This window comes from Arthrobacter sp. zg-Y916 (genome assembly GCF_020907385.1).
Classification (GTDB): Bacteria; Actinomycetota; Actinomycetes; order Actinomycetales; family Micrococcaceae; genus Arthrobacter_B; species Arthrobacter_B caoxuetaonis.
This window is the reverse complement of the sequence record NZ_JAJJOD010000009.1, coordinates 84405-103039: the sequence shown is the minus strand read 5'-3', so window position 1 is coordinate 103039 and position 18635 is coordinate 84405. Positions and strand designations below refer to the sequence as shown.

Below are 18635 nucleotides of genomic sequence, written 5' to 3'. Positions count from 1 at the left end.
CATAGGCCCTTTTAGCTCGTGACATGATCCATGGGGGAGCGGGCCTGCCACCTCGAAAGGTCCACCATGGCTCAGTCCACATCCGGTCCGGGAGCAATGCCCCCGGCTGCCGCTGCCGGAGCTTCCGGCATCCTCATCGCCCTCCTTTCTTCCGCGGTTTTCGGACTTTCGGGCTCCTTTGCGAAATCCCTGATGGAAGCAGGGTGGACCCCGGCCACGGCCGTCGCTTTCCGGATGGGCGGGGCCGCCGCCGTGCTTCTGGTTCCGGCCCTGATTGCCCTCCACGGCCGCTGGTACCAGGTCAGGCAGAACTGGAAGACCATCGTCCTGTTCGGCCTGGTGGGCGTCGCCGGCTGCCAGTTCTTCTATTTCAATGCCGTCGAACGGCTCTCAGTGGGCGTGGCGCTGCTGCTGGAGTTCCTTGCACCGGTGCTGATCGTGCTGTGGATGTGGTTCCGAACCCGCCGCCGTCCCGGGACGGCGACGATGCTGGGAGCGGCGGCCGCCGTCGTCGGCCTGGTCCTGGTACTGGACCTGGCCGGAGATGTTCGGGTCGACCCCATCGGGGTCATCTGGGGGCTGGCAGCTGCCGTGTGCCTGGCGATGTACTTTTTCATTACGGCGAAGCAGAACGAGACCCTTCCGCCGCTGGTGCTCACTGCCGGCGGCCTGCTGGTCGGGGCGGCGTCCATGGTGCTCCTGGGACTCACAGGGGTGCTGCCCACCGGATTCACCACCCAGGACGTGGAACTGGCCGGTTGGGTGACCCGCTGGTGGGTCCCGCTGGCCGGTCTGGTGCTGCTCTCCACCGTGCTCGCCTACGTCACGGGGATCATCGCCGCCCGCGCCCTCGGGCCCAGGGTTGCTTCCTTCGTGTCGCTGACAGAAGTGCTCTTTGCCGTGCTGTGGGCCTGGCTCCTGCTGTCCGAACTGCCGGGAGCTGTCCAGATGGTCGGAGGAGCTTTGATCGTGACGGGCCTGATCCTGGTCAGGACGGACAAGCACACGGATGTTCCGGCGCTTGGCGGCGAGGCATTTCCCCTGGAAGCACCACCTCAAACGGGTGGAAGCCGGCGCCTGTAGGGCACCATTTCGGGTAGGCTCGCCCGGCAGGACAAAACAGAAAAAGCGGCACGACAATACGGGGGAACCGTGAAGATTTACCTATCCACTCCGGTGGGCACGGCGCTGTGCCCCGGAGCAGGATCACGTGGCCGGACTGGCGCGGCGGGTGCCGCATGAGCCGCACCGCTGCCACGGCGGCCCGTTCCCGCTGGCTCAAGCTGGCCTGGATGGTCCCCGCGGCCCTGCTGCTGCTGGCAGCCGTGGTGCTCGCTGCACGCTGGCTGAGGGAAACGCCCGGAGCCCAGGATTTCCTGGCTGCCTATCCGGGCCACTCGACGCTGCCCGATGGTGCGCCCGTTGGAATCCCGGCCTGGGTGGGCTGGCAGCACTTCCTAAACTCCCTGCTGCTCCTGCTGATCATCCGGTCCGGATGGATGATCCGGACGCGGCAGCGGTCCATCGGGTCCTGGACCAGGAACAACAAAGGCCTGATCCGCACGAAGAACCAGCCCAAGCGCATGAGCCTTGACCTGTGGTTCCACCTCAGCCTTGACGTCCTCTGGGTGCTGAACGGCTTGCTTTTCTATGTCCTGCTGTTCGCGACCGGACAGTGGATGCGACTGGTCCCCACCAGCTGGGACATCTTCCCGAATGCAGCGTCAACAGCCCTGCAGTACGCCTCGCTGGACTGGCCGACCGAGAGCGGCTGGGTCAGCTACAACGCCCTCCAGCTGCTCTCCTACTTCTCCATTGTCTTCATCGCCGCGCCGCTGGCCATCCTCACTGGCCTGCGGATGTCGCCGTCGTGGCCCGCCAAGGCACCGCGGCTGAACCGGGCCTTCCCGATCCAAGCGGCCCGGGCGCTGCACTTCCCCGTCATGATCTACTTCGTGCTCTTCATCATCGCGCACGTCACGCTGGTGCTGGCGACGGGCGCCCTGAGGAACCTGAACCATATGTACGCGGCGTCCGACGGCACCGGATGGACCGGCTTCTGGTTCTTCGCTGCTTCAGTGGTCATCATGGTGGCGGCCTGGGTTGCGGCACGGCCCGTCTTCCTGCGGCCCGTGGCCGCGCTTACCGGCAAAGTCGGCCGGTAAGCGCGGATCCATTCCCGTTCCGGACGGTTCGGCCTAGGTTTCGAGGCTTTCCGCCGGCATCGTTGAGCCGGCTGGTTCCACGCGGATTTCACGCTTGAGGATTTTCCCGGTGGGACCCTTCGGGAGTTCATCGGTGAACACCACCCGCCGCGGATACTTATAAGCGGCCAGCCGGTCCTTGGCGAAGGCCTGGATGTCGTCGGCCAGGGCCTGGCGGGCTTCATCGGTGGCCGGCACGGCTTCCGCCTTGAGGCCGATCACCGCTGCCACCTCTTCACCGTTGAGCTCGTCCGGCATGCCGACGACGGCAGCTTCCGCCACCGCCGGGTGTTCGTAGAGGACTTCTTCCACCTCGCGCGGGTACACGTTGTAGCCGCCCCGCAGGATCATGTCCTTTTTGCGGTCCACGATGTAGATGTTTCCGTCGTCGTCGAACCGGCCGAGGTCCCCGGTGCGGAACCAGTCGTCCGGAATCGCTTCCGCGGTGGCTTCGGGATTGTTCCAATACCCCTTCATGACGCCGAGGCCGCGCACGGCAATTTCCCCGATCCCGCCGATGGGTACGTCGTGGCCTTCGCCGTCGAGCACCCGTACTTCCATGCCGTAGACCGGTTTGCCGATCGAGCCGGGCCTCCGGTTGTCCCCCGGCAGGTTGAAGGAAACGATCGGTGAGGTCTCTGAGAGGCCGTACCCCTCCAGCAGATCCGTGCCGAATACTTCCTCGAATTCCCGCAGGACTTCCAGCGGCATGGCTGATCCGCCGGTGATGGCTCCGCGGACTGAGGACTTGTCCGTGGTGGCAACGTTCGGGTGCCGCAGCATGCCGATATACATGGCCGGTACACCCTGGAAGATGGTGACCTTGTCCCGTTCGATGATCTCCAGTGCGGCACCGGCGTCGAACCGGGGCAGCAGGCTGATGCTGGCTCCGGTCATTACCCCGGCATTCAGGGCTGACGTCTGGCCGAAGACGTGGAAGAAGGGCAGCCCGCCGAAGATTACATCGTTTTCTCCAGTGTCCAGGAGATTGGAGGCCACTTCCGCGTTGCTCAGGAGGTTGTCATGGCTTAGCGCTGCCCCTTTCGGCCGTCCGGTGGTTCCGGACGTGTAGAGGATGACGGCGGTGTCACTGCCGTCGACGTCGGCTACTGCCTCATCCGATTCCGAGTCGGCCAGCAGCTGCCGGAAACTGCCGGTGTTGACTGGAATGACGTCCACTCCGCCGGCTTCTTCGGCTCCGGCATTGGCCTCAGGCAGCATCAGTTCGAAGGCGAAGAGCAGCCCCGCGCCCGAGTCCCGGAGAGTGTAGGCGACCTCCCGTCCCTTGAGCAGGGGATTCATGGGGACGACGACGGCACCGTAGCGCAGGACGCCGTAGTAGACCGAAGCCATCGGAGGAATGTTGGGCATCATCAGCGCCACCCTGTCCCCGCGCTGCACGCCGCGGGCCCGCAGGAGCCCGGCGACCTTGGAACTCATGGCGTTCAGCATGGAGTAGCTGATCACCGTGTCGTTGATCTTCAGGGCCGTGTGGTCCGGAAGCCGGGCGGCGGTGTCGGGAAGAATGCCGGCGAGGTTGGGCATGGACGATCTCCTTTGATCGGGCGCAATGCGGCCACAGTGCCCCGAGGCTACCAACCGGCGCCGGTCTCCGGAATGGAAGATCACGGAATTCCTGTTCCCACCCTTCGTTCTGCCGTAACCCTTTTCGATATCTATCACTTTGCATCTACCTTGGAACCTGGGGGGAAGTCCATAGCGAAGGAACCGCCATCAGAGATCTGCAGGACAGGGCCAAGGCCACGCGCGATGCCATTCTCGCGGGGGCAGCATTGGTTTTTGAGGAGTACGGCTACGGCCGCGCCTCCTTGAGCCAGGTGGCCGACCGGGCCAAAGTCACCAAAGGTGCCCTCTACTTCCATTTCCCGTCCAAGGAAGACCTTGCCAGGGCGGTCATAACCGAACAGCATTCGTTCGTCTCCGCGCAAAATGAAGAGTTGCTCAAGCAGGGATTTCCGCCGCTGGAATCGATGATCCTGATGTGCCGGCGTTTCGCAGCGAACCTCCTCACCGAGCCCATGGTCCGTGCTGGATCGCGCCTGACGCTGGAGGCATCCTCCTTTGACGAGGACGTCCGCCAGCCCTATGAGGACTGGATTGCCCTCATGGGCCGGCTGGCCCGCGAGGCCCAGCAGCGCGGAGAGCTTCGCGGCGACCTGGATCCGGACTCCCTTGCGCGGTTCGTCGTTTCCTCCCTCACCGGGGTGCACATCGTCTCGGCCGTTCTCACGGATCGGGCTGACCTCCTGCGCCGGGTGGACGAGATGTGGGCCATGCTCCTGCCCGGTGTCGTCTCCGACGACGTGCGGGACACTTCCCGTGAGCTGATCCGAAAAACCACCGGCGCATAAAACCGGTCATCCGCCTTGTTTTAAACCGTTCCACCCCTTAAGCTCTGGGCTGTGGGGGGTACTGTGAGGAAGCCGGTAGTCCGCATCCTGCAACGCTGACGTCGCTGCGCTGATGCGCTGCAAAATCACGGCAGGATCGTCTGCCGGCTTTTGCAGTAGGGGAGGGCGGGTGCCGGCTTCGGCCGGCACCCGCCCTTTATCTCTTTCAGGTGCCTACTCGCGGCGCAGCTTGTCCTGGACGGCGCCGGCAACCTTTTCCACCGTGTTCGGCAGTTCCGTGGTGCCGTAGAACCGCGAATCCGGGTGGGTGGGCGGCGGCATCGGTGCCGAGGTGGTGGGACCGTCGTGGTAGGTGAACTCTCCCTTGCCGTCCGGCGTCGGCCCGGAAGCCCAAGAGCCCTCTGCTGCGGCAGCCCCGTCGGAGAAGTTCAGGTACTGGTAGGAGACCGAGCGCTCTTCCTTGTTGATCGGGAAGTTGCTTGGCACCGGCAGTGACTCCGCGCCCTCCTCCTGCAGTTCGCGCGCAGCGGCGAGCCACTGGTTCTGGTGCATGGTGTCCCTTGCCAGCAGGAAGGAAAGCAAGTCACGGACACCGGAGTCGTCGGTCATATGGTAGAGCCGGGCGACCTGGACGCGTCCCTGCATTTCCGCGTTGGCGTTCGCCGTGAAATCGGCGAGCAGGTTGCCGCTGGCGGTTACGTAGCTGCCCTGCCAGGGGTTGCCGTTGCTGTCCACAGGCCGTGCTCCGGCACCCGCAACGATTGCCTGCTGCATGTCGGTGCCGCCGATGACGGCGGCGATGGCCGGATCGGACTGCACGGCATCATCGGTGATTCCCAGCGGGGCCTTTTCCAGGAGCTGGGCGATCATGGTGGCGAGCATCTCGACGTGGCCGAACTCTTCCGCGCCGATGCCAAAGAGCAGGTCCCGGTACTTTCCCGGAATGTGGGTGTTCCACGCCTGGAAGCTGTACTGCAGGGCCACTGTGATCTCACCGTACTGCCCGCCCAGCACTTCCTGCAGCTTCCTGGCATAGACGGCGTCGGGGTTGTCCGGGGTTGCTTTGAACTGCAGTTCCTGTTTGTGAAAAAACACGGTTCCACTCTCCAAACACTGGGGGAAGATCCACCGCCATTGGCGCTCCGGCCGCTCGGTTCGGACCGGCAGCGACGGATCCATGCCCAAGAACCTAACCAGTTTGAGCCGGGATGTGAAGTGCTAAGCAGGCTTATTTATTCATGTTTATAATCCCTGCATGACTGAGCAGCTTGGTCTGGATCGGAGCGCAGAAACTCCGTCAGCGACATACATCCTGCCGCTAAAACGTGGCCGTGCCGGAGGACTTGGCGACCTGCCCGGGTATCTTCAGCGGGTGGTGTCCTGGTCCGCCGTGCTGGTAGTTGACGGGTCGCCGCCGGAGGTGTTCGCAGAACATTCGCGGCTCCTTCCCGCCGGCGTTGTGCACCTGCGCCCGGAATACGCCTGCCTGAACGGCAAGGTTTCCGGAGTGCTGACCGGAATTGGGCACGCCCGCACCGAGACTCTGGTGATTGCCGACGACGACGTGCGGTACACCGCGGATTCCTTCCGCCGGGTCGCGGACCTCCTGCAGTCCGCAGACGTGGTGCGGCCGCAAAACAACTTCTCCGACCTGCCCTGGCACGCCCGCTGGGATACGGCACGGAGCCTGCTGAACCGGGCGCTGGGCGCAGACTATCCCGGAACGCTGGGGTGCGGCGTTCGGCGCTGCTGGCCACGCACGGCTACGACGGCGACGTCCTGTTCGAGAATCTGGAGCTAATCAGGACCGTCCGCTCCGCGGGGGGCCGGGAAGTCGTGGCGCGGTCGCTGTTCATTCCCCGCAAACCCTGCGCGGCCGGGCACTTCCTTCGGCAGCGGGTCCGCCAGGCTTACGACGACTTCGCCCAGCCCGCACGCCTGGCACTGGAGCTATCCCTGCTGCCGGGAGTGCTGCTCGGACGCCGGCGCTGGCCGTTGCTGCCGCTGGCCGCGGCCACCACGGCTGCCGGAATTGCCGAGGCGGGCAGGAGGCGTGCCGGCGGCACCCGGGTGTTCCCGCCGTCGTCCGCCCTCTGGGCTCCGGTCTGGCTGCTGGAGAGGTCGGTGAGCATCTGGGCGGCGCTGGTCTGCCGGCTCGCCGGAGGTATCCCCTATGCAGGGGCACGGATTACGACGTCGGCACACAGCAGGGGCGTCCTGCGGCGACGGTTTGCCGGCCGGCAGGCTGTCCGGTCCGGCCGTACTGGCGCTGGGGACCCCGCTGCCCCGGTCAGGCTGGGTGCGGCGCCGGCTGCGTGAGCGTGCAGGGAACCTCGTCCGTCCCACCCCGCATCAGGCCCAGATTGCGGAATCCCTCCAGCCAGCCGCCCATGGGCCAGGTGCCCCAGCGGTCATGGAAGAGGTTTGCGTTTCGCACAATGTCGGCCAGATGCTGCACGGGGGGATCCTGGGTTGGATGCCACTGGTGATAGGCCCGCGCCGCCCCGATCCAGGCCAGCCCGATGCCTCGGCGCTGTGCCACCCGGGCAAAGTCGGTGTCTTCTCCGCCGTAGCCGGTGTAGTCCTCGCAGAATCCGCCGATCCGGTGCCAATCAGCGGCTGTGAGTGCAAAAGAGAGCGACCAGAACAAGTCCGGGTTCTCGTCGGGAACGATCTCCCCGGGACCTGGTGCCGGCCGGGCCGGATGGGGTGCGTCCAGAGTGCCAAGCACGTCCAGGTCGTAGCCGGCCGGCCCCGGCGGATCCAGGTAGGTCACCGGTCCGCAGAGCATCCGGCCGGCTGCGGCTTCGTCCCTCGCAGCCGATGCGTAGCCGGCGAGAAGTTCCGGGGCGGGCAGGCAGTCCACGTCCAAAAAGACCAGGAGCTCGGCGCCCCGGTCCAAAGCCGCCCGGGCGCCTGTGTTCCGGGCAGCTGCGAGCGGAAGGGCAGAGCCGGAAGCGGGGACCTCGATGACCGTTCCCGAAAGCAGCGGATCGGGGAAGCGGCCGGAAATCTCCGGGTCCGCCATCGCCACAACGATGCAGTCGTCTGGGAGCCGGGTGGACCTGAGCAGTGCCTGCTGCTGGGCAGCCAGGTGGGCATGCCGTCCGTGGGCCAGGGTGATGACGCTGGTTTTCACGTGCGGGTCCCTGCCGGCAGGGTCACATGGTCCGCCTCCATGCCTTCCGCGACGGCGGAGATGATGGCAGCAGCCCGTGCTGCGCCGCGTCCGTCATTCCACAGGAACCAGTTCCGGCCATCCAAGGCAGCGGCTTCTGCGAGCACTTTTGCCCAGTCCTGCCGGGCGAAGGCAGAGGTCACGATGGCCGGAATTCCCGCCATTGAGCCAAGGACCCGCGCGGTGGTGAATTGTTCTTCGTGCGGCCGTTCCTGCGGAACAATCACGGCAGGAATGCCTGCGGCCGCCACATCGGCGACGGCGCCCTGGCCGGCGTGCGTTACCACCAGGGAAGCGGCGCGAAGCCGGGGCAGGGGATCGGCAGTCCGGTTGCCGGGGTTGGTTCCTACCGCGTCCCATTCCACGCCGGGTGTCTGCGCCCGCGCGGACTGGATGTCGGCGTCGCTCATTCCTCCGCCGCCGGCGCCGCCGAGCACAACCACACGGGTGACCGGTCCGGGCGGACGGCCCTCCGTCACGGGGTGGCCGGAAATCGCGCCGACCGGTGTTACCCGGGCAGCCAGTTCGGGATCCCCGGTGTACAGCATGCCCGTGGCCTGGCGCGGCCAGGCGGAGATCAGGGCGTCGGAGACACCGAAGCCGAGCGTATGCGCGGGGTCTTCGCGGACTCCGGGCAGTGCAACGGAGACAACGGGCACGCCGTGCAGGCGGGCGAGCACGGCCACTTCCACGGAGACGTCCGCAACCAGCACGGACGGCTCTGCACGGCGGATCCAGGCAGAGAGCTGGCCCATGCGCTCCCGAAGGCCGGCGTCGTGGACCGGGACCCAGTGCAGCTGGCCGTTCGCATCAACCGCCTGCGGGCCGGGACTGAGGTCATCGCGCTCCAGCCGGATCCAGGGTCCGTCCCAGTCGGCGGGGCACGGCAGCGAGGACAGTCCGGTGACACTCCCGGCTGGAAGTTCGGCAGCGATTGCCTGCGCCCGGCGCAGGTGGCCCATGCCCTGGTGGTGGATGTAATACCCGATCATGCGGCCACCGTCTGGCTCCCCGCCGCCAGGAGCAGGGACTCGTATTCATCCACCATCCGGTCGTGGGAGCAGAACGCCTCGGCCCGGCGGCGGGCAGCCCCGCGGTCCAGTCCGGCTGCCTCGCGGAGGCCGGAAGCCAGGGCGTCGACGTCGTCCGGCGGGGCCAGGCGCCCGCAGTCCTCCGTCAGGATCTCCGGGAGTGCTCCGCGTTCGAAAGCGGCAACCGGCGTGCCGGCGGCCAGCGCTTCAGCGGCCACCAATCCGTAGGGCTCATCCCAGCGCGGAGTCACCAGCGCTGCGCAGGCGTTCCGGACGGCGCGGCGGAGCTGGACGTGGTCGAGGTGGCCCAGATACCGGATGCTGCCGTCCAGCTGCGGCTCTATCTCGGATTCAAAGTAGGCGCGGTCGAAGACCGGTCCGGCGAGATCCAGCGGCATCCCCGCCAGTTTCGCGGCGCGTATGGCAAGGGCCGTGCCCTTTTCGGGAACGATGCGTCCAAACCAGATCGGCGCTCCGCCGCCTGGCCCCTGCTCCCACTTGCGGGTATCCACGCCGTTGAGGATGGCCGTGGATTCGACCAGCGGCGCCCACGCGTTGCGGGTGTGGTTGCTGACAGCGATGAAACGGGTCAGGTCACCGCGCACCCGGATGGCCGACTCGATCCAGCCCACGGGAGGGGTGTGCAGGATAGTCACCAGCGGAACGTGCAGCATCCGTGACATCGCAACGGGCAGGTGATGGATGCTCGTGTTCAGGACGGCGTCGTACCTGTGGTGTCCGTGCTCGGCGAGGTCGAGCATGAGCGAGAGGTAGGCGTGGTGCTCTGCCATCCACTGTTCCGGCAGTGCTCCGACGTCGTTCCGGGCGGCTGCACTCATTTCGAACGCGGGCACCTCAAGGAACTCCACCTGCAGGTCCGGGTCAGATCCGGCGGCCGCAAAGAGCGTGATGTCGTGCCCCCGGGAGCGCAGCGCCGAGACCAGCGCATGGGTGTGTGCCTCGAGACCGCCGGCAAACGGTTCACTGATCGGGAAGCGGGACGGTCCGACGATGCACAGTCTCACTGCAGCACCCCGATGCGGTCCAGCAGTGACGCGTACAGCTCTGCGTGGGCCCGCGCGATTGTGTCCCGCTGCCGGGCGCGGTCAGCTACGGTAAGCGGGTTCGGAGGCCCGGCGCCGCGGGCTGCCAGGACGGCGGCCTTCAGAGACGCAGCGTCCAGCCCGGCCTCATTGTGGCAATAGCTGAAGACCGGCCCCTGGTCCGCGTAGAAACCGCAGTCCGGAGCGGCAACGGCTGTGCCCAGGTCCCGGCAGGCTTCAAGCCAGCCGGAGTGCGTGCCGAAGCGGTACGGCAGTACTGACAGGTCCAGGCCGGAGAGATATTCCCACAGCTCGTCGTCGGGCAGGAAGTCGTGGATCTTCACCTCCAGCTCGCCGGATCCCGAATGGTCCCGCAGGAACTGCGCCAGCTCGGCGTTGTACCGGGCGCCGTCGGGCTGCAGCACATCGCAGTGCCCGTTGACCTGCACCACCATGGAGCCGTCCTCGCGTGCGGCTTCCAGCAGGGCACGGATGACCGGCAGCGGTTCCATACTCGCCCGCAGGCTCTTAACGTGTACACCTACCCGGAAAGGCCCGTTGGCTTTGTGGGGACGGGCAAAACCGGCCATGGTCTCAAGTTCGACGACGTGGGGATGCGGGAGAACCCGGGCCAACCGGCCCCAGCGGCGTTCGATTTCCGCGGCTGCGCCCGCGGTGAGGGTGATGAGCTCGTCAGCGGCAGGGATCAGGACATCAAGGTGGGCATCATGGGCTGCGGGCGACTCGTGGTGGGGATTGCGCAGGTCATGCACCGTGTACACCAGCGGCTTGCCGTGGCGCTTCAGGGCGCTGACCGCTTCCTGGAGGTCCCGCGGATCCTGGGCGTCGAACCCAAAGTGGATGTGGAAAACGTCGAACGATGAGGCATTTTCCTCGATCCAGCCGGCATGGAGCATCACCGGCGGCCACCACTTCTCCGTGGCTGCGCGGTCCGGAGAGTCGGGGTCCGGGTCCGGGAGGCGGACGACGGCGGGAAGTTCCCCGGCCGGACCGGGAAGCGGAGCCAGGTGGCGGATATACACGTGACCGGAAGGAACACTGGCGACCCGGATGGATTCTCGCGCCCTCACATCGGACCCCCGTTCGTGTTGTGGCGGCGGGCCGTCAAAGCACCGGAGCCGCGCGTGATGAAATAGTAAGTACCGTTAGTAATCAATAGCATAAGAACGCAGAAAGGTGGCAAAAGGCCTTTATGGATGCCGGAACTGAGCCTCTGAATCAACTCCCGGACCTCGTCGCAGAAGAGGTCACCCGCGCAGGTTTGACGGTCGCGCTCGCAGAGTCCCTGACCTGCGGAAACCTCACTGGCGTGCTTGGAAAAGGCGGGGACACGGGTTCGTGGTTGAGCGGGGGGATCGTCGCCTACATGACGGAAATTAAACACGCAGTGCTTGGCGTCAGTGCTGGTCCGGTCGTGAGCGCCCGGTGCGCCGAAGAGATGGCAGCTGGTGCAGCAAAGCTCTTCGATGCCGACCTGACCATTTCCACCACCGGTGCGGGCGGTCCCGGTCCGCTCGAGGGCCAGCCGGCGGGAACCGTCTACATTGGCTGGAGCCTCCGGGGAGAAACCGGCCATGCCCGGCATTCCTTCGAGGGCGATCCGGCCAAGGTGTTGGAGCAGACCGAGGCTGCGGCCCTGCGGCAGCTGTACGACCTGGCACGCCGGGCATAACCGGCCACCCGGGTGGGCACGGGGCAGGGCCCGTAAGGGTTACAGTTCGGTCCACCGAAAGCGTCTTGCAGCCCTCTGATGCGCCTCGCCGCCCCGCAGCTGACTAATTCGTTCCCGTTCTGCGTCGGCTGTGCCCGCTGCGGTCCACCGTTTGCCCTGCCTACCCTGCCCTACCCGGCGGTGAACCCCAGGGCATCGGCGACGCCGGCCACCCGCCTGCGGTCCTCAGCGTCCAGTCCGCGCAGCGGGCGGGGCAGGCACTTCCGCGGGGCGAGGCCCAGATGCTCAGCTACGGCGGCGATGACCCGCAGGCTGCCGTGTTCGGCAAAGAGCTCCCAAAGCGGCGCCAGCCGGGCAGACTCAGCGGCGGCGTCGTGCGGCCTGCCCTCGCGGGCGGCGCGCAGGATCGCCAGCGCCGGTTCGGGGAGGGTGCCGGCCACGGCGGAGTACCAGGCGTCGCAGCCGGCGTTCAGCCCGTCCGCAGCAGCCGCATCGCCTGAGATTCCGATGGTGACGTGGTCCGGGATAACCGCACGGACGGCGCTGACCCGCCCTGCTGCGGCCGCGGCGGTAACCGGGGGGATCTTGATCGAGGCGATGCCGGGCAGTGCCGCGATCTGTCCGTACAGCTCAGTGCTGAAGGTGAAATGCGTCGTGCCGGGGTTGTCGTAAATGATGACCGGCAGGTCCGTGGCGTCGGTGACGTCGCGGAACAGGCCATAAACGTCGCCGTCCGTCAGGGCCTGGTAACTCACCGGGGCAAGCAGGATCCCTGCGGCCCCGGAATCTTCGGCGGCCCGCACATTTGCCAGCACCTCGGAGGTGCGGAGGGCACCGACGCCCACGATCAGCGGCTTCGAGCCGGTGTTCGCAGCGGCCAGCTGCACAACGCGCCGGCGTTCCACGGGGCTCAGATAGGCGTAGGACCCGGTGGAGCCCAGCACCGCGATCGAATCCACGTCCGAGGCAGCCAGCCGTTCCACCAGGCAGGCAAATGCTGCCTCGTCCACGGCGTCGTCCTGCATCGGTGTCAGGGGAAAAGCACTGAGTCCGGTAAACAAACCACGTTCCTTCCGGTGCCCGCAGGGAACACGCTTTTCCGCTGCGCATGAGTATTCGGCTATGTTCCCAGACCTCGGCGTTCCGGTCGTGGACCGCAATCTTTGTGACGCGGCCGCACCTGGCTGGCGAGGGCCTTTTGACGGTCTTACCGTGTCTTATCGGCGGCTGGTCCCATAGGGCGCAGCGCGGCATAAACCCGCATGTCCCGCCGCTCGCCGCCGGTCAGCGGATAATTCCGGCGCACACCCGCCGGGGCATACCCGGCACGCTCGGCGGTTCGGACCGACGCGGTATTCCAGGGCTCAATAAACAGCTCGATCCGCTCGAGACCGGCCAGGGACCAGCCGAAGGCAGTCAGCGCAGCCAGGGCCTCGGCGGCGAAACCTCTCCCACGGAATTCAGGGGCGACGGCGTAGCCCGCGCTCGCGTATCCGTCCGTGAGATGCTGCAGCCACAGGCCGCAATGTCCAACCGAAAGGCCGGATGCCTGCTCTTCAATGGTGAAGGAGAACCCTCTGCCTTCGCGGTGACGTCCCCGCTGGCGCTTTACCCAGGCCAGCGCTTCCTGCTCACTGGCGTGCAGCGGAAGAGTGCCGGTGGCGGTCACATAGGGATCCGAAGCCAGCGCCCGGGCCATGCCGGCATCTGCGCCGGTCACCTGGCGCAGTAAAACACGGCCGAAGGCGGGGGCGGTGGGAGGCCAGGGCGGCAGTGGATCGGGCATGGACCCATTATTGGCCGGACCGCCCGCCGGGGCCTGAAGAGGGACTCAGAACACGCGGCGGTAATCTGGAACCGGATCCGATGAACGGCCCCGGCAATCCGCCCCGGCCGCCGGACTTCCCCGCACCTGAACGGAACCGCCTTGTCTTTTCCTGCTCCGATACCAACGCCGGCACCAGCCCCAATGCCTGCTCCCGCACCCCGGCAGACGGTCCTCACCACGCTGCGCTCGCCGCGCCTGCTGAAGACCGAAGTGCTGGCCGGACTCGTCGTCGCACTGGCGCTCATTCCGGAAGCCATTGCGTTCTCGGTGATCGCTGGCGTCGACCCGCGCATGGGCCTGTTCGCTTCCTTCACCATGGCCGTAACCATTGCGTTCGTAGGCGGCAGGCCGGCGATGATCTCCGCTGCCACCGGGGCCGTCGCCCTCGTGATCGCGCCCGTGGTGGCCAACTACGGCGTCGAGTACCTCGTGCCCACGGTAATCCTGGCCGGTGTCCTGCAGATCCTGCTGGCCCTCGCAGGCGTTGCGAAGCTGATGCGCTTCATCCCGCGCTCCGTCATGGTGGGATTCGTCAACGCCCTCGCCATCCTGGTGTTTTCCTCCCAGCTGCCGGAGCTGACCGGGGTGCCGTGGCTGGTCTACCCGGTTGTCGCCGCCGGACTGGTGATCGTCTTTGGCCTGCCGCGGCTGACGACGGCGGTGCCCGCGCCGCTGGTCGCGATTGTGGTCCTCACAATTGCTGCGGTGGCAGCCGGCTGGAACATCCCGACTGTGGGGGACAAGGGTGAACTTCCCAATTCGCTGCCCGCGCTGCTGTTCCCGGACGTTCCGCTGAGCCTGGAAACCCTCGAACGTATTCTTCCCTATGCCGTGGCCATGGCCTTTGTGGGACTGCTCGAATCCCTGCTGACCGCCAAGCTGGTGGATGACATCACAGACACCCGGTCCTCTAAGCCGCGGGAGGCCGCCGGGCAGGGCATCGCCAACATCGTTACCGGATTCTTCGGCGGCATGGGCGGCTGCGCCGTCGTCGGCCAGACCATGATGAATGTCAAGGCCTCGGGCGCCCGCACCCGGATCTCGACGTTCCTGGCCGGCGTTTTCCTGCTCATCCTGGTGGTGGTCCTCGGCGACATCGTGGCCCTGATTCCGATGGCTGCGCTCGTCGCCGTGATGATCTTCGTGGCTTATGCGGCCTTCGACTGGCACAGCATCCGCCCGTCCACCCTGCGCCGGATGCCCAAGTCGGAGACCGCCGTCATGCTCATCACCGTCCTGGCCACGGTGCTCACGCATAACCTCGCCATCGGCGTCGGAGCAGGCGTGTTGGCTGCGATGGTGCTTTTCGCCCGCCGCGTGGCGCACTTCGTCACCGTGCAGCGCATGGTGGACGGCGACGGCGCCAAGGTCACTTACGCGGTTCACGGTGAGCTGTTCTTCGCCTCCTCCAACGACCTCTACACCCAGTTCGAGTACGCCCTTGATCCGGCGGACGTTGTGATCGACCTGGGAGCTTCGCACGTCTGGGATGCCTCCACTGTCGCCGCGCTGGATGCGATCACCGAGAAGTACCGCAGCCGGGGCAAAGCTGTCCGGATCATCGGGCTGAACGACTCCTCGCTCTCCATGCAGGACCGGCTTTCGGGCGAACTGCCGTAATTCTGGCTTAGCCAGCCCCGCCGAAGGCAGCAGCCAGCCCGCTCCACCGGCAACATAATGAGTGCCTTAATCAACCGTTGACTTTCTCAATCATTCCCGTCAGGATGGAACAAAAGAGCAGGTCAACGGAGCCCGGTGCTGCCGGGAAGAAGGAGTCATCATGTCCCTGGACGGCAAAGTCGCGATTGTTACCGGCAGCGGGCGGGGGCTGGGCCTCGCTTACGCCCGGGAGCTGGCCCGGCAGGGTGCGGCTGTGGTGGTGAACGACGTCGATGCTTCTGTGGCTGAGGAGGCAGTCTCGGTGATTACGGCTGACGGCGGGCGTGCCGTGGCTGTTGTTGCCCCGGTGGGGTCCACCGAGACGGCGAAGGCCCTGGTGGATGCTGCGGTGGAGAACTTCGGCGGCCTGGACATCCTGGTGACCAATGCCGGGGTACTGCGCGATAAGTCGCTGCTGAAGATGACCGATGAGGACTTTGACCTGGTGATCAACGTGCACCTGCGCGGGACGTTCACCTGTGTGCGGGAGGCCTACGCCTACTTCAAGGAACACAGCGTGGCCGGCCGGATCATCACGATCGGTTCCCCGACCGGGCAGCGCGGAAACTTCGGACAGACCAACTACGCTGCGGCGAAGGCCGGGATCGTGGGCATGGTGCGGACCTGGGCGATGGAGATGAAGAAGGCCGGTGTGACTGCCAATGCGGTGATTCCGGTGGCTGCGACGGCGATGACGAAGACGGTCCCGTATTTCGCTGCCGCCGTGGAAGCGGACGAGCGCGGTGAGGCGATGCCTGATTTCTTCCGCAAGGACCTGGGTTTTGGTACGGCGGAGGATGTTGCCGGGCTGGTGGCGTTCCTGGCGTCGGAGGAAGCTGCCGGGATCACGGGTCAGGCGATTGGTGTGGGCGGGGACCGTTTGCAGCTGTGGTCCCATCCTGAGGCTGTGGCCACTGAGTACCGTGACGGCGGCTGGTCCTATGCGGATCTCGCGTCGGCGTTCCCGTTCGCCGGGCAGCAGCAGAGTGTGGGGGAGAAGTTCCCGCCGCTGCCCGCCGAGCTCCAGCCCGAAGCGGCGGCGAAGTAGCCATGGCACCCACCCGCTACGAGCTGGGCCTGGACGTTGACTCGCTCACCGCGATCGACATGCATGTGCATATCGAAATTGACGGGCACGGACACGTCTCGCTGCCGCAGGACCTGATGGACGCCTCCAGCAAGTACTTCAAGACCGAGGAACGGACGCCGTCGCTCGATGACATCGCGGCGACCTACCGCGAGCTGAACATGGCCGCCGTGGTCTTCACGGTGGACGCCCGGACGCGGTTGAAGCACGAGCCGAACAGCATCGAAGACATCGCCGAGGGCGCGGCCCGGAACAACGACGTGCTGATCCCGTTTGGATCGGTGGATCCGCTCACCGGTGCGGAAGCCATCGACCGGGCGAAACTGCTGGCCGAGGACTACGGGGTCCGCGGGTTCAAGTTCCACCCCAGCCTGCAGGGCTTCAACCCGTCGGACGAACGCTATTACCCGCTGTGGGAAGCCCTGGAGCAGCTCGGCCTGCCTGCGGTCTTCCATACCGGGCAGAACGGCATGGGCGCCGGCACCCCCGGCGGGTCCGGAATCAAGCTGGGCTACTCGAACCCGCTGCTGCTGGATGATGTCGCCGCGGATTTCCCCGGGTTCCAGATCATCATGGCGCACCCGTCGGTGCCGTGGCAGGACGAAGCCAACTCGATCGCCACCCACAAGTCGAACGTCTTCATCGACCTGTCCGGCTGGTCGCCCAAGTACTTCCCGGAGTCGCTGGTGAAGCTCTCCAACTCCGTCCTGCAGGACAAGGTGCTCTTCGGCACCGACTACCCGCTGATCACTCCGCAGAAGTGGATGCGTGCCTTCGAGGACCTGCCGTTGAAGGACGAGGTGCGGCCCAAGATCCTGAAGGAAAACGCCGTCCGGCTGCTGGGCCTGGGCTCATGAGCACCGCAGGAACTACAGAACCCCTGTACGCCGCGGACCGGTACGGCTACTCCGACCTGCTCAGCGGTGCCGAACAGGAAGTACTGGGAAAGCTGCGCGCTGTCCTGGACTCCCAGGTGGCCCCGCTGCTGGCGGACTACTGGGAAGCCGGTGAGTTCCCGTACCAAATTCGCCAGCCGCTCGTGGACCTGAACCTGATGGCGCCCGACGGCGTCGCCGACAGCCAGGGGCGCACGTCCGGCCTGTACGGCGGCTTCCGCAACTTTGAGCTGGCCCGCACGGATGCTTCCGTGGCTACGTTCTACAACGCGCAGTCCGGACTGTTCCGCTCCACCGTGCTGCACGGCGGCAGCGCCGAGCAGGCCGCGGAACTGGACCCGAAAATCCGGTCCTTCGAGCTCACTGGCGTCTTCGCGCTGACCGAACCGGAGCACGGCTCGGACATTGCCGGCGGACTGGCAACTTCGGCCCGGCGCGACGGCGATGAGTGGATCATCGACGGCGCCAAGCGCTGGATCGGCGGCGCCGCTACGGCGGACGTGCTTGCCGTCTTCGCCCGGGACGAGGCAGACGGACAGGTCAAGGCCTTCCTCGTGCCGCGCGAAGCGCCGGGTGTGACCCTGACCAAGATCCTGCGCAAGACCTCCCTGCGAATGATGCAGAACGCCGACATTGAACTGCGCTCCGTCCGGGTTCCGGACTCGGCGCGGCTGGCGAACATCAACTCGTTCAAGGACGTGGCCGCGCTGATGCGCCGGCTGCGCTCCGACGTCGCCTGGATCGCCGCCGGCATGCAGGCGGGCGCCTATGAGGCGGCCGTGCGCTACACCTTGGAACGGGAACAGTTCGGCCGCCCGCTTGCCTCTTTCCAGCTCACGCAGCAGAAGCTCGCCACCATGCTGGCCAACCTGACGGCGTCACTGGGCATGGTCGTCCGGCTGACCCAGCGCCAGGAAGAAGGCATCTTCCGGGACGAGGATTCCGCACTGGCGAAGATGTTCACCTGCACCTCGCTCCGGGAGACCGTCGCCCTGGCGCGCGAAGTGGTCGGAGGCAACGGGATCACCCTGGACACCGGCGTCGCCCGTTTCCATGCCGATGCTGAGGCCGTCTATTCCTACGAAGGCACCCACGACATCAACGCCCTGATTGTCGGGCGCTCGATCGCCGGCACCGGCGCCTTCCGCTAACCCATTCATTCCCTGCAAACCGAAGGAAAAAGAACATGAGCGCTACCGTTGTCACCCTCGAAGAACTTCCCTCACTGGTCGGCAAGGACCTGGGCTACACCGATTACATCGAGATCACCCAGGACCAGATCAACACCTTTGCCGACGCGACCGATGACCACCAGTGGATCCATACCGATCCGGAGAAGGCCAAGGACGGGCCCTTCGGAGCTCCGATTGCCCACGGGTTCCTGACCCTGTCCCTGATCATTCCGCTGTGGAGTGCCCTCTTTGACGTGGACGGCGTGAAGACCAAGGTCAATTACGGCCTGGACCGGGTCCGGTTCACGAACCCGGTGAAGGTGGGCTCCAAGGTCCGGCTGCACTCTGTGATCGCGGAGGTCACCGAGGTGAAGGGCGGCGTGCAGATCAAGACGTCCAACACCATCGAGATCGAAGGCGAGGAGCGTCCCGCCGTCGTCGCTGAATTCCTGGCCCGTTTCTACGCCTAGCC

At 66.1% G+C, this 18635-nt stretch carries 19 protein-coding genes; 11 read left to right on the top strand and 8 right to left on the bottom strand.

Annotation, left to right across the window (positions count from 1 at the left end):
• Positions 1–66: 66 nt before the first annotated feature.
• Entirely contained in the window at positions 67–1083 is a 1017-nt protein-coding gene (locus LOC59_RS13860) for an EamA family transporter (protein ID WP_229972663.1), read from the top strand.
• A 155-nt stretch (positions 1084–1238) separates the two neighbouring features.
• Complete coding sequence (locus tag LOC59_RS13855; RefSeq protein WP_229972661.1) at positions 1239–2165, top strand: cytochrome b/b6 domain-containing protein; 927 nt, start codon at positions 1239–1241, stop codon at positions 2163–2165.
• Between the two features lie 33 nt (positions 2166–2198).
• Here LOC59_RS13855 and LOC59_RS13850 read toward each other — a convergent pair whose 3' ends face one another.
• Positions 2199–3749 (bottom strand): long-chain-fatty-acid--CoA ligase, encoded by a 1551-nt coding sequence (locus LOC59_RS13850; RefSeq protein WP_229972659.1) that lies wholly within the window; start codon positions 3747–3749, stop codon positions 2199–2201.
• Positions 3750–3892: 143 nt separating this feature from the next.
• Here LOC59_RS13850 and LOC59_RS13845 point away from each other — a divergent pair, with 143 nt between their 5' ends.
• Entirely contained in the window at positions 3893–4576 is a 684-nt protein-coding gene (locus tag LOC59_RS13845) for a ScbR family autoregulator-binding transcription factor (protein ID WP_331460471.1), read from the top strand.
• A gap of 213 nt (positions 4577–4789) precedes the next feature.
• On the opposite strand, the gene LOC59_RS13840 is transcribed toward LOC59_RS13845, so the two are convergent.
• Positions 4790–5671 (bottom strand): manganese catalase family protein, encoded by an 882-nt coding sequence (locus LOC59_RS13840; protein WP_227896372.1) that lies wholly within the window; start codon positions 5669–5671, stop codon positions 4790–4792.
• A 160-nt stretch (positions 5672–5831) separates the two neighbouring features.
• On the opposite strand from LOC59_RS13840, the gene LOC59_RS13835 reads away from it, so the two are divergent.
• Both LOC59_RS13835 and LOC59_RS13830 read left to right on the top strand, forming a co-directional pair.
• On the top strand, positions 5832–6377 hold the full coding sequence (locus LOC59_RS13835) for a glycosyltransferase family 2 protein (protein ID WP_229972656.1): 546 nt from the start codon (positions 5832–5834) through the stop codon (positions 6375–6377).
• On the top strand, positions 6308–6895 hold the full coding sequence (locus LOC59_RS13830) for a hypothetical protein (protein ID WP_227915955.1): 588 nt from the start codon (positions 6308–6310) through the stop codon (positions 6893–6895). Before LOC59_RS13835 ends, LOC59_RS13830 begins: the two co-directional genes overlap by 70 nt.
• Here LOC59_RS13830 and LOC59_RS13825 read toward each other — a convergent pair.
• From LOC59_RS13825 to LOC59_RS13810, 4 genes are read right to left on the bottom strand one after another with little or no spacing between them, the layout of a single operon-like run.
• Positions 6867–7715 (bottom strand): glycosyltransferase family 2 protein, encoded by an 849-nt coding sequence (locus tag LOC59_RS13825; protein ID WP_229972655.1) that lies wholly within the window; start codon positions 7713–7715, stop codon positions 6867–6869. The genes LOC59_RS13830 and LOC59_RS13825 overlap by 29 nt on opposite strands.
• Positions 7712–8746, bottom strand: coding sequence for a glycosyltransferase (locus LOC59_RS13820; protein WP_229972653.1), 1035 nt, complete (start codon positions 8744–8746; stop codon positions 7712–7714). The genes LOC59_RS13825 and LOC59_RS13820 overlap by 4 nt, the downstream gene beginning before the upstream one ends.
• Positions 8743–9810: a glycosyltransferase gene (locus tag LOC59_RS13815; protein WP_227915960.1), complete on the bottom strand. Its 1068-nt coding sequence runs from the start codon at positions 9808–9810 to the stop codon at positions 8743–8745. The genes LOC59_RS13820 and LOC59_RS13815 overlap by 4 nt, the downstream gene beginning before the upstream one ends.
• Positions 9807–10919, bottom strand: coding sequence for a glycosyltransferase family 1 protein (locus LOC59_RS13810; protein ID WP_229972651.1), 1113 nt, complete (start codon positions 10917–10919; stop codon positions 9807–9809). Before LOC59_RS13810 ends, LOC59_RS13815 begins: the two co-directional genes overlap by 4 nt.
• Before the next feature lie 122 nt (positions 10920–11041).
• Here LOC59_RS13810 and LOC59_RS13805 point away from each other — a divergent pair, with 122 nt between their 5' ends.
• Positions 11042–11521: a CinA family protein gene (locus LOC59_RS13805; protein ID WP_227896366.1), complete on the top strand. Its 480-nt coding sequence runs from the start codon at positions 11042–11044 to the stop codon at positions 11519–11521.
• A gap of 170 nt (positions 11522–11691) precedes the next feature.
• Here LOC59_RS13805 and LOC59_RS13800 read toward each other — a convergent pair whose 3' ends face one another.
• On the bottom strand, positions 11692–12582 hold the full coding sequence (locus LOC59_RS13800; RefSeq protein ID WP_229972649.1) for a dihydrodipicolinate synthase family protein: 891 nt from the start codon (positions 12580–12582) through the stop codon (positions 11692–11694).
• 146 nt (positions 12583–12728) lie between these two features.
• Complete coding sequence (locus LOC59_RS13795; RefSeq protein WP_229972647.1) at positions 12729–13307, bottom strand: GNAT family N-acetyltransferase; 579 nt, start codon at positions 13305–13307, stop codon at positions 12729–12731.
• Positions 13308–13490: 183 nt separating this feature from the next.
• On the opposite strand from LOC59_RS13795, the gene LOC59_RS13790 reads away from it, so the two are divergent.
• From LOC59_RS13790 to LOC59_RS13770, 5 genes are all read left to right on the top strand, one after another.
• Entirely contained in the window at positions 13491–14969 is a 1479-nt protein-coding gene (locus LOC59_RS13790) for a SulP family inorganic anion transporter (RefSeq protein WP_229972645.1), read from the top strand.
• Between the two features lie 160 nt (positions 14970–15129).
• Positions 15130–16056 (top strand): SDR family NAD(P)-dependent oxidoreductase, encoded by a 927-nt coding sequence (locus LOC59_RS13785; RefSeq protein ID WP_229972643.1) that lies wholly within the window; start codon positions 15130–15132, stop codon positions 16054–16056.
• A 2-nt stretch (positions 16057–16058) separates the two neighbouring features.
• Entirely contained in the window at positions 16059–16952 is an 894-nt protein-coding gene (locus LOC59_RS13780) for an amidohydrolase family protein (RefSeq protein WP_227896108.1), read from the top strand.
• Positions 16949–18142 (top strand): acyl-CoA dehydrogenase family protein, encoded by a 1194-nt coding sequence (locus LOC59_RS13775; protein ID WP_229972641.1) that lies wholly within the window; start codon positions 16949–16951, stop codon positions 18140–18142. Before LOC59_RS13780 ends, LOC59_RS13775 begins: the two co-directional genes overlap by 4 nt.
• 35 nt (positions 18143–18177) lie before the next feature.
• Positions 18178–18633: a MaoC family dehydratase gene (locus LOC59_RS13770; RefSeq protein ID WP_227893939.1), complete on the top strand. Its 456-nt coding sequence runs from the start codon at positions 18178–18180 to the stop codon at positions 18631–18633.
• Positions 18634–18635 lie beyond the last annotated feature (2 nt).

Coding starts and splice junctions, on each gene's coding strand:
- LOC59_RS13770 (WP_227893939.1), top strand. CDS start 18,178: ATGAGCGCTACCGTTGTCACCCTCGAAGAACTTCCCTCACTGGTCGGC.
- LOC59_RS13805 (WP_227896366.1), top strand. CDS start 11,042: ATGGATGCCGGAACTGAGCCTCTGAATCAACTCCCGGACCTCGTCGCA.
- LOC59_RS13785 (WP_229972643.1), top strand. CDS start 15,130: ATGTCCCTGGACGGCAAAGTCGCGATTGTTACCGGCAGCGGGCGGGGG.
- LOC59_RS13775 (WP_229972641.1), top strand. CDS start 16,949: ATGAGCACCGCAGGAACTACAGAACCCCTGTACGCCGCGGACCGGTAC.
- LOC59_RS13850 (WP_229972659.1), bottom strand. CDS start 3,749: ATGCCCAACCTCGCCGGCATTCTTCCCGACACCGCCGCCCGGCTTCCG.
- LOC59_RS13835 (WP_229972656.1), top strand. CDS start 5,832: ATGACTGAGCAGCTTGGTCTGGATCGGAGCGCAGAAACTCCGTCAGCG.
- LOC59_RS13795 (WP_229972647.1), bottom strand. CDS start 13,307: ATGCCCGATCCACTGCCGCCCTGGCCTCCCACCGCCCCCGCCTTCGGC.
- LOC59_RS13860 (WP_229972663.1), top strand. CDS start 67: ATGGCTCAGTCCACATCCGGTCCGGGAGCAATGCCCCCGGCTGCCGCT.
- LOC59_RS13855 (WP_229972661.1), top strand. CDS start 1,239: ATGAGCCGCACCGCTGCCACGGCGGCCCGTTCCCGCTGGCTCAAGCTG.
- LOC59_RS13780 (WP_227896108.1), top strand. CDS start 16,059: ATGGCACCCACCCGCTACGAGCTGGGCCTGGACGTTGACTCGCTCACC.
- LOC59_RS13790 (WP_229972645.1), top strand. CDS start 13,491: ATGCCTGCTCCCGCACCCCGGCAGACGGTCCTCACCACGCTGCGCTCG.
- LOC59_RS13820 (WP_229972653.1), bottom strand. CDS start 8,746: ATGATCGGGTATTACATCCACCACCAGGGCATGGGCCACCTGCGCCGG.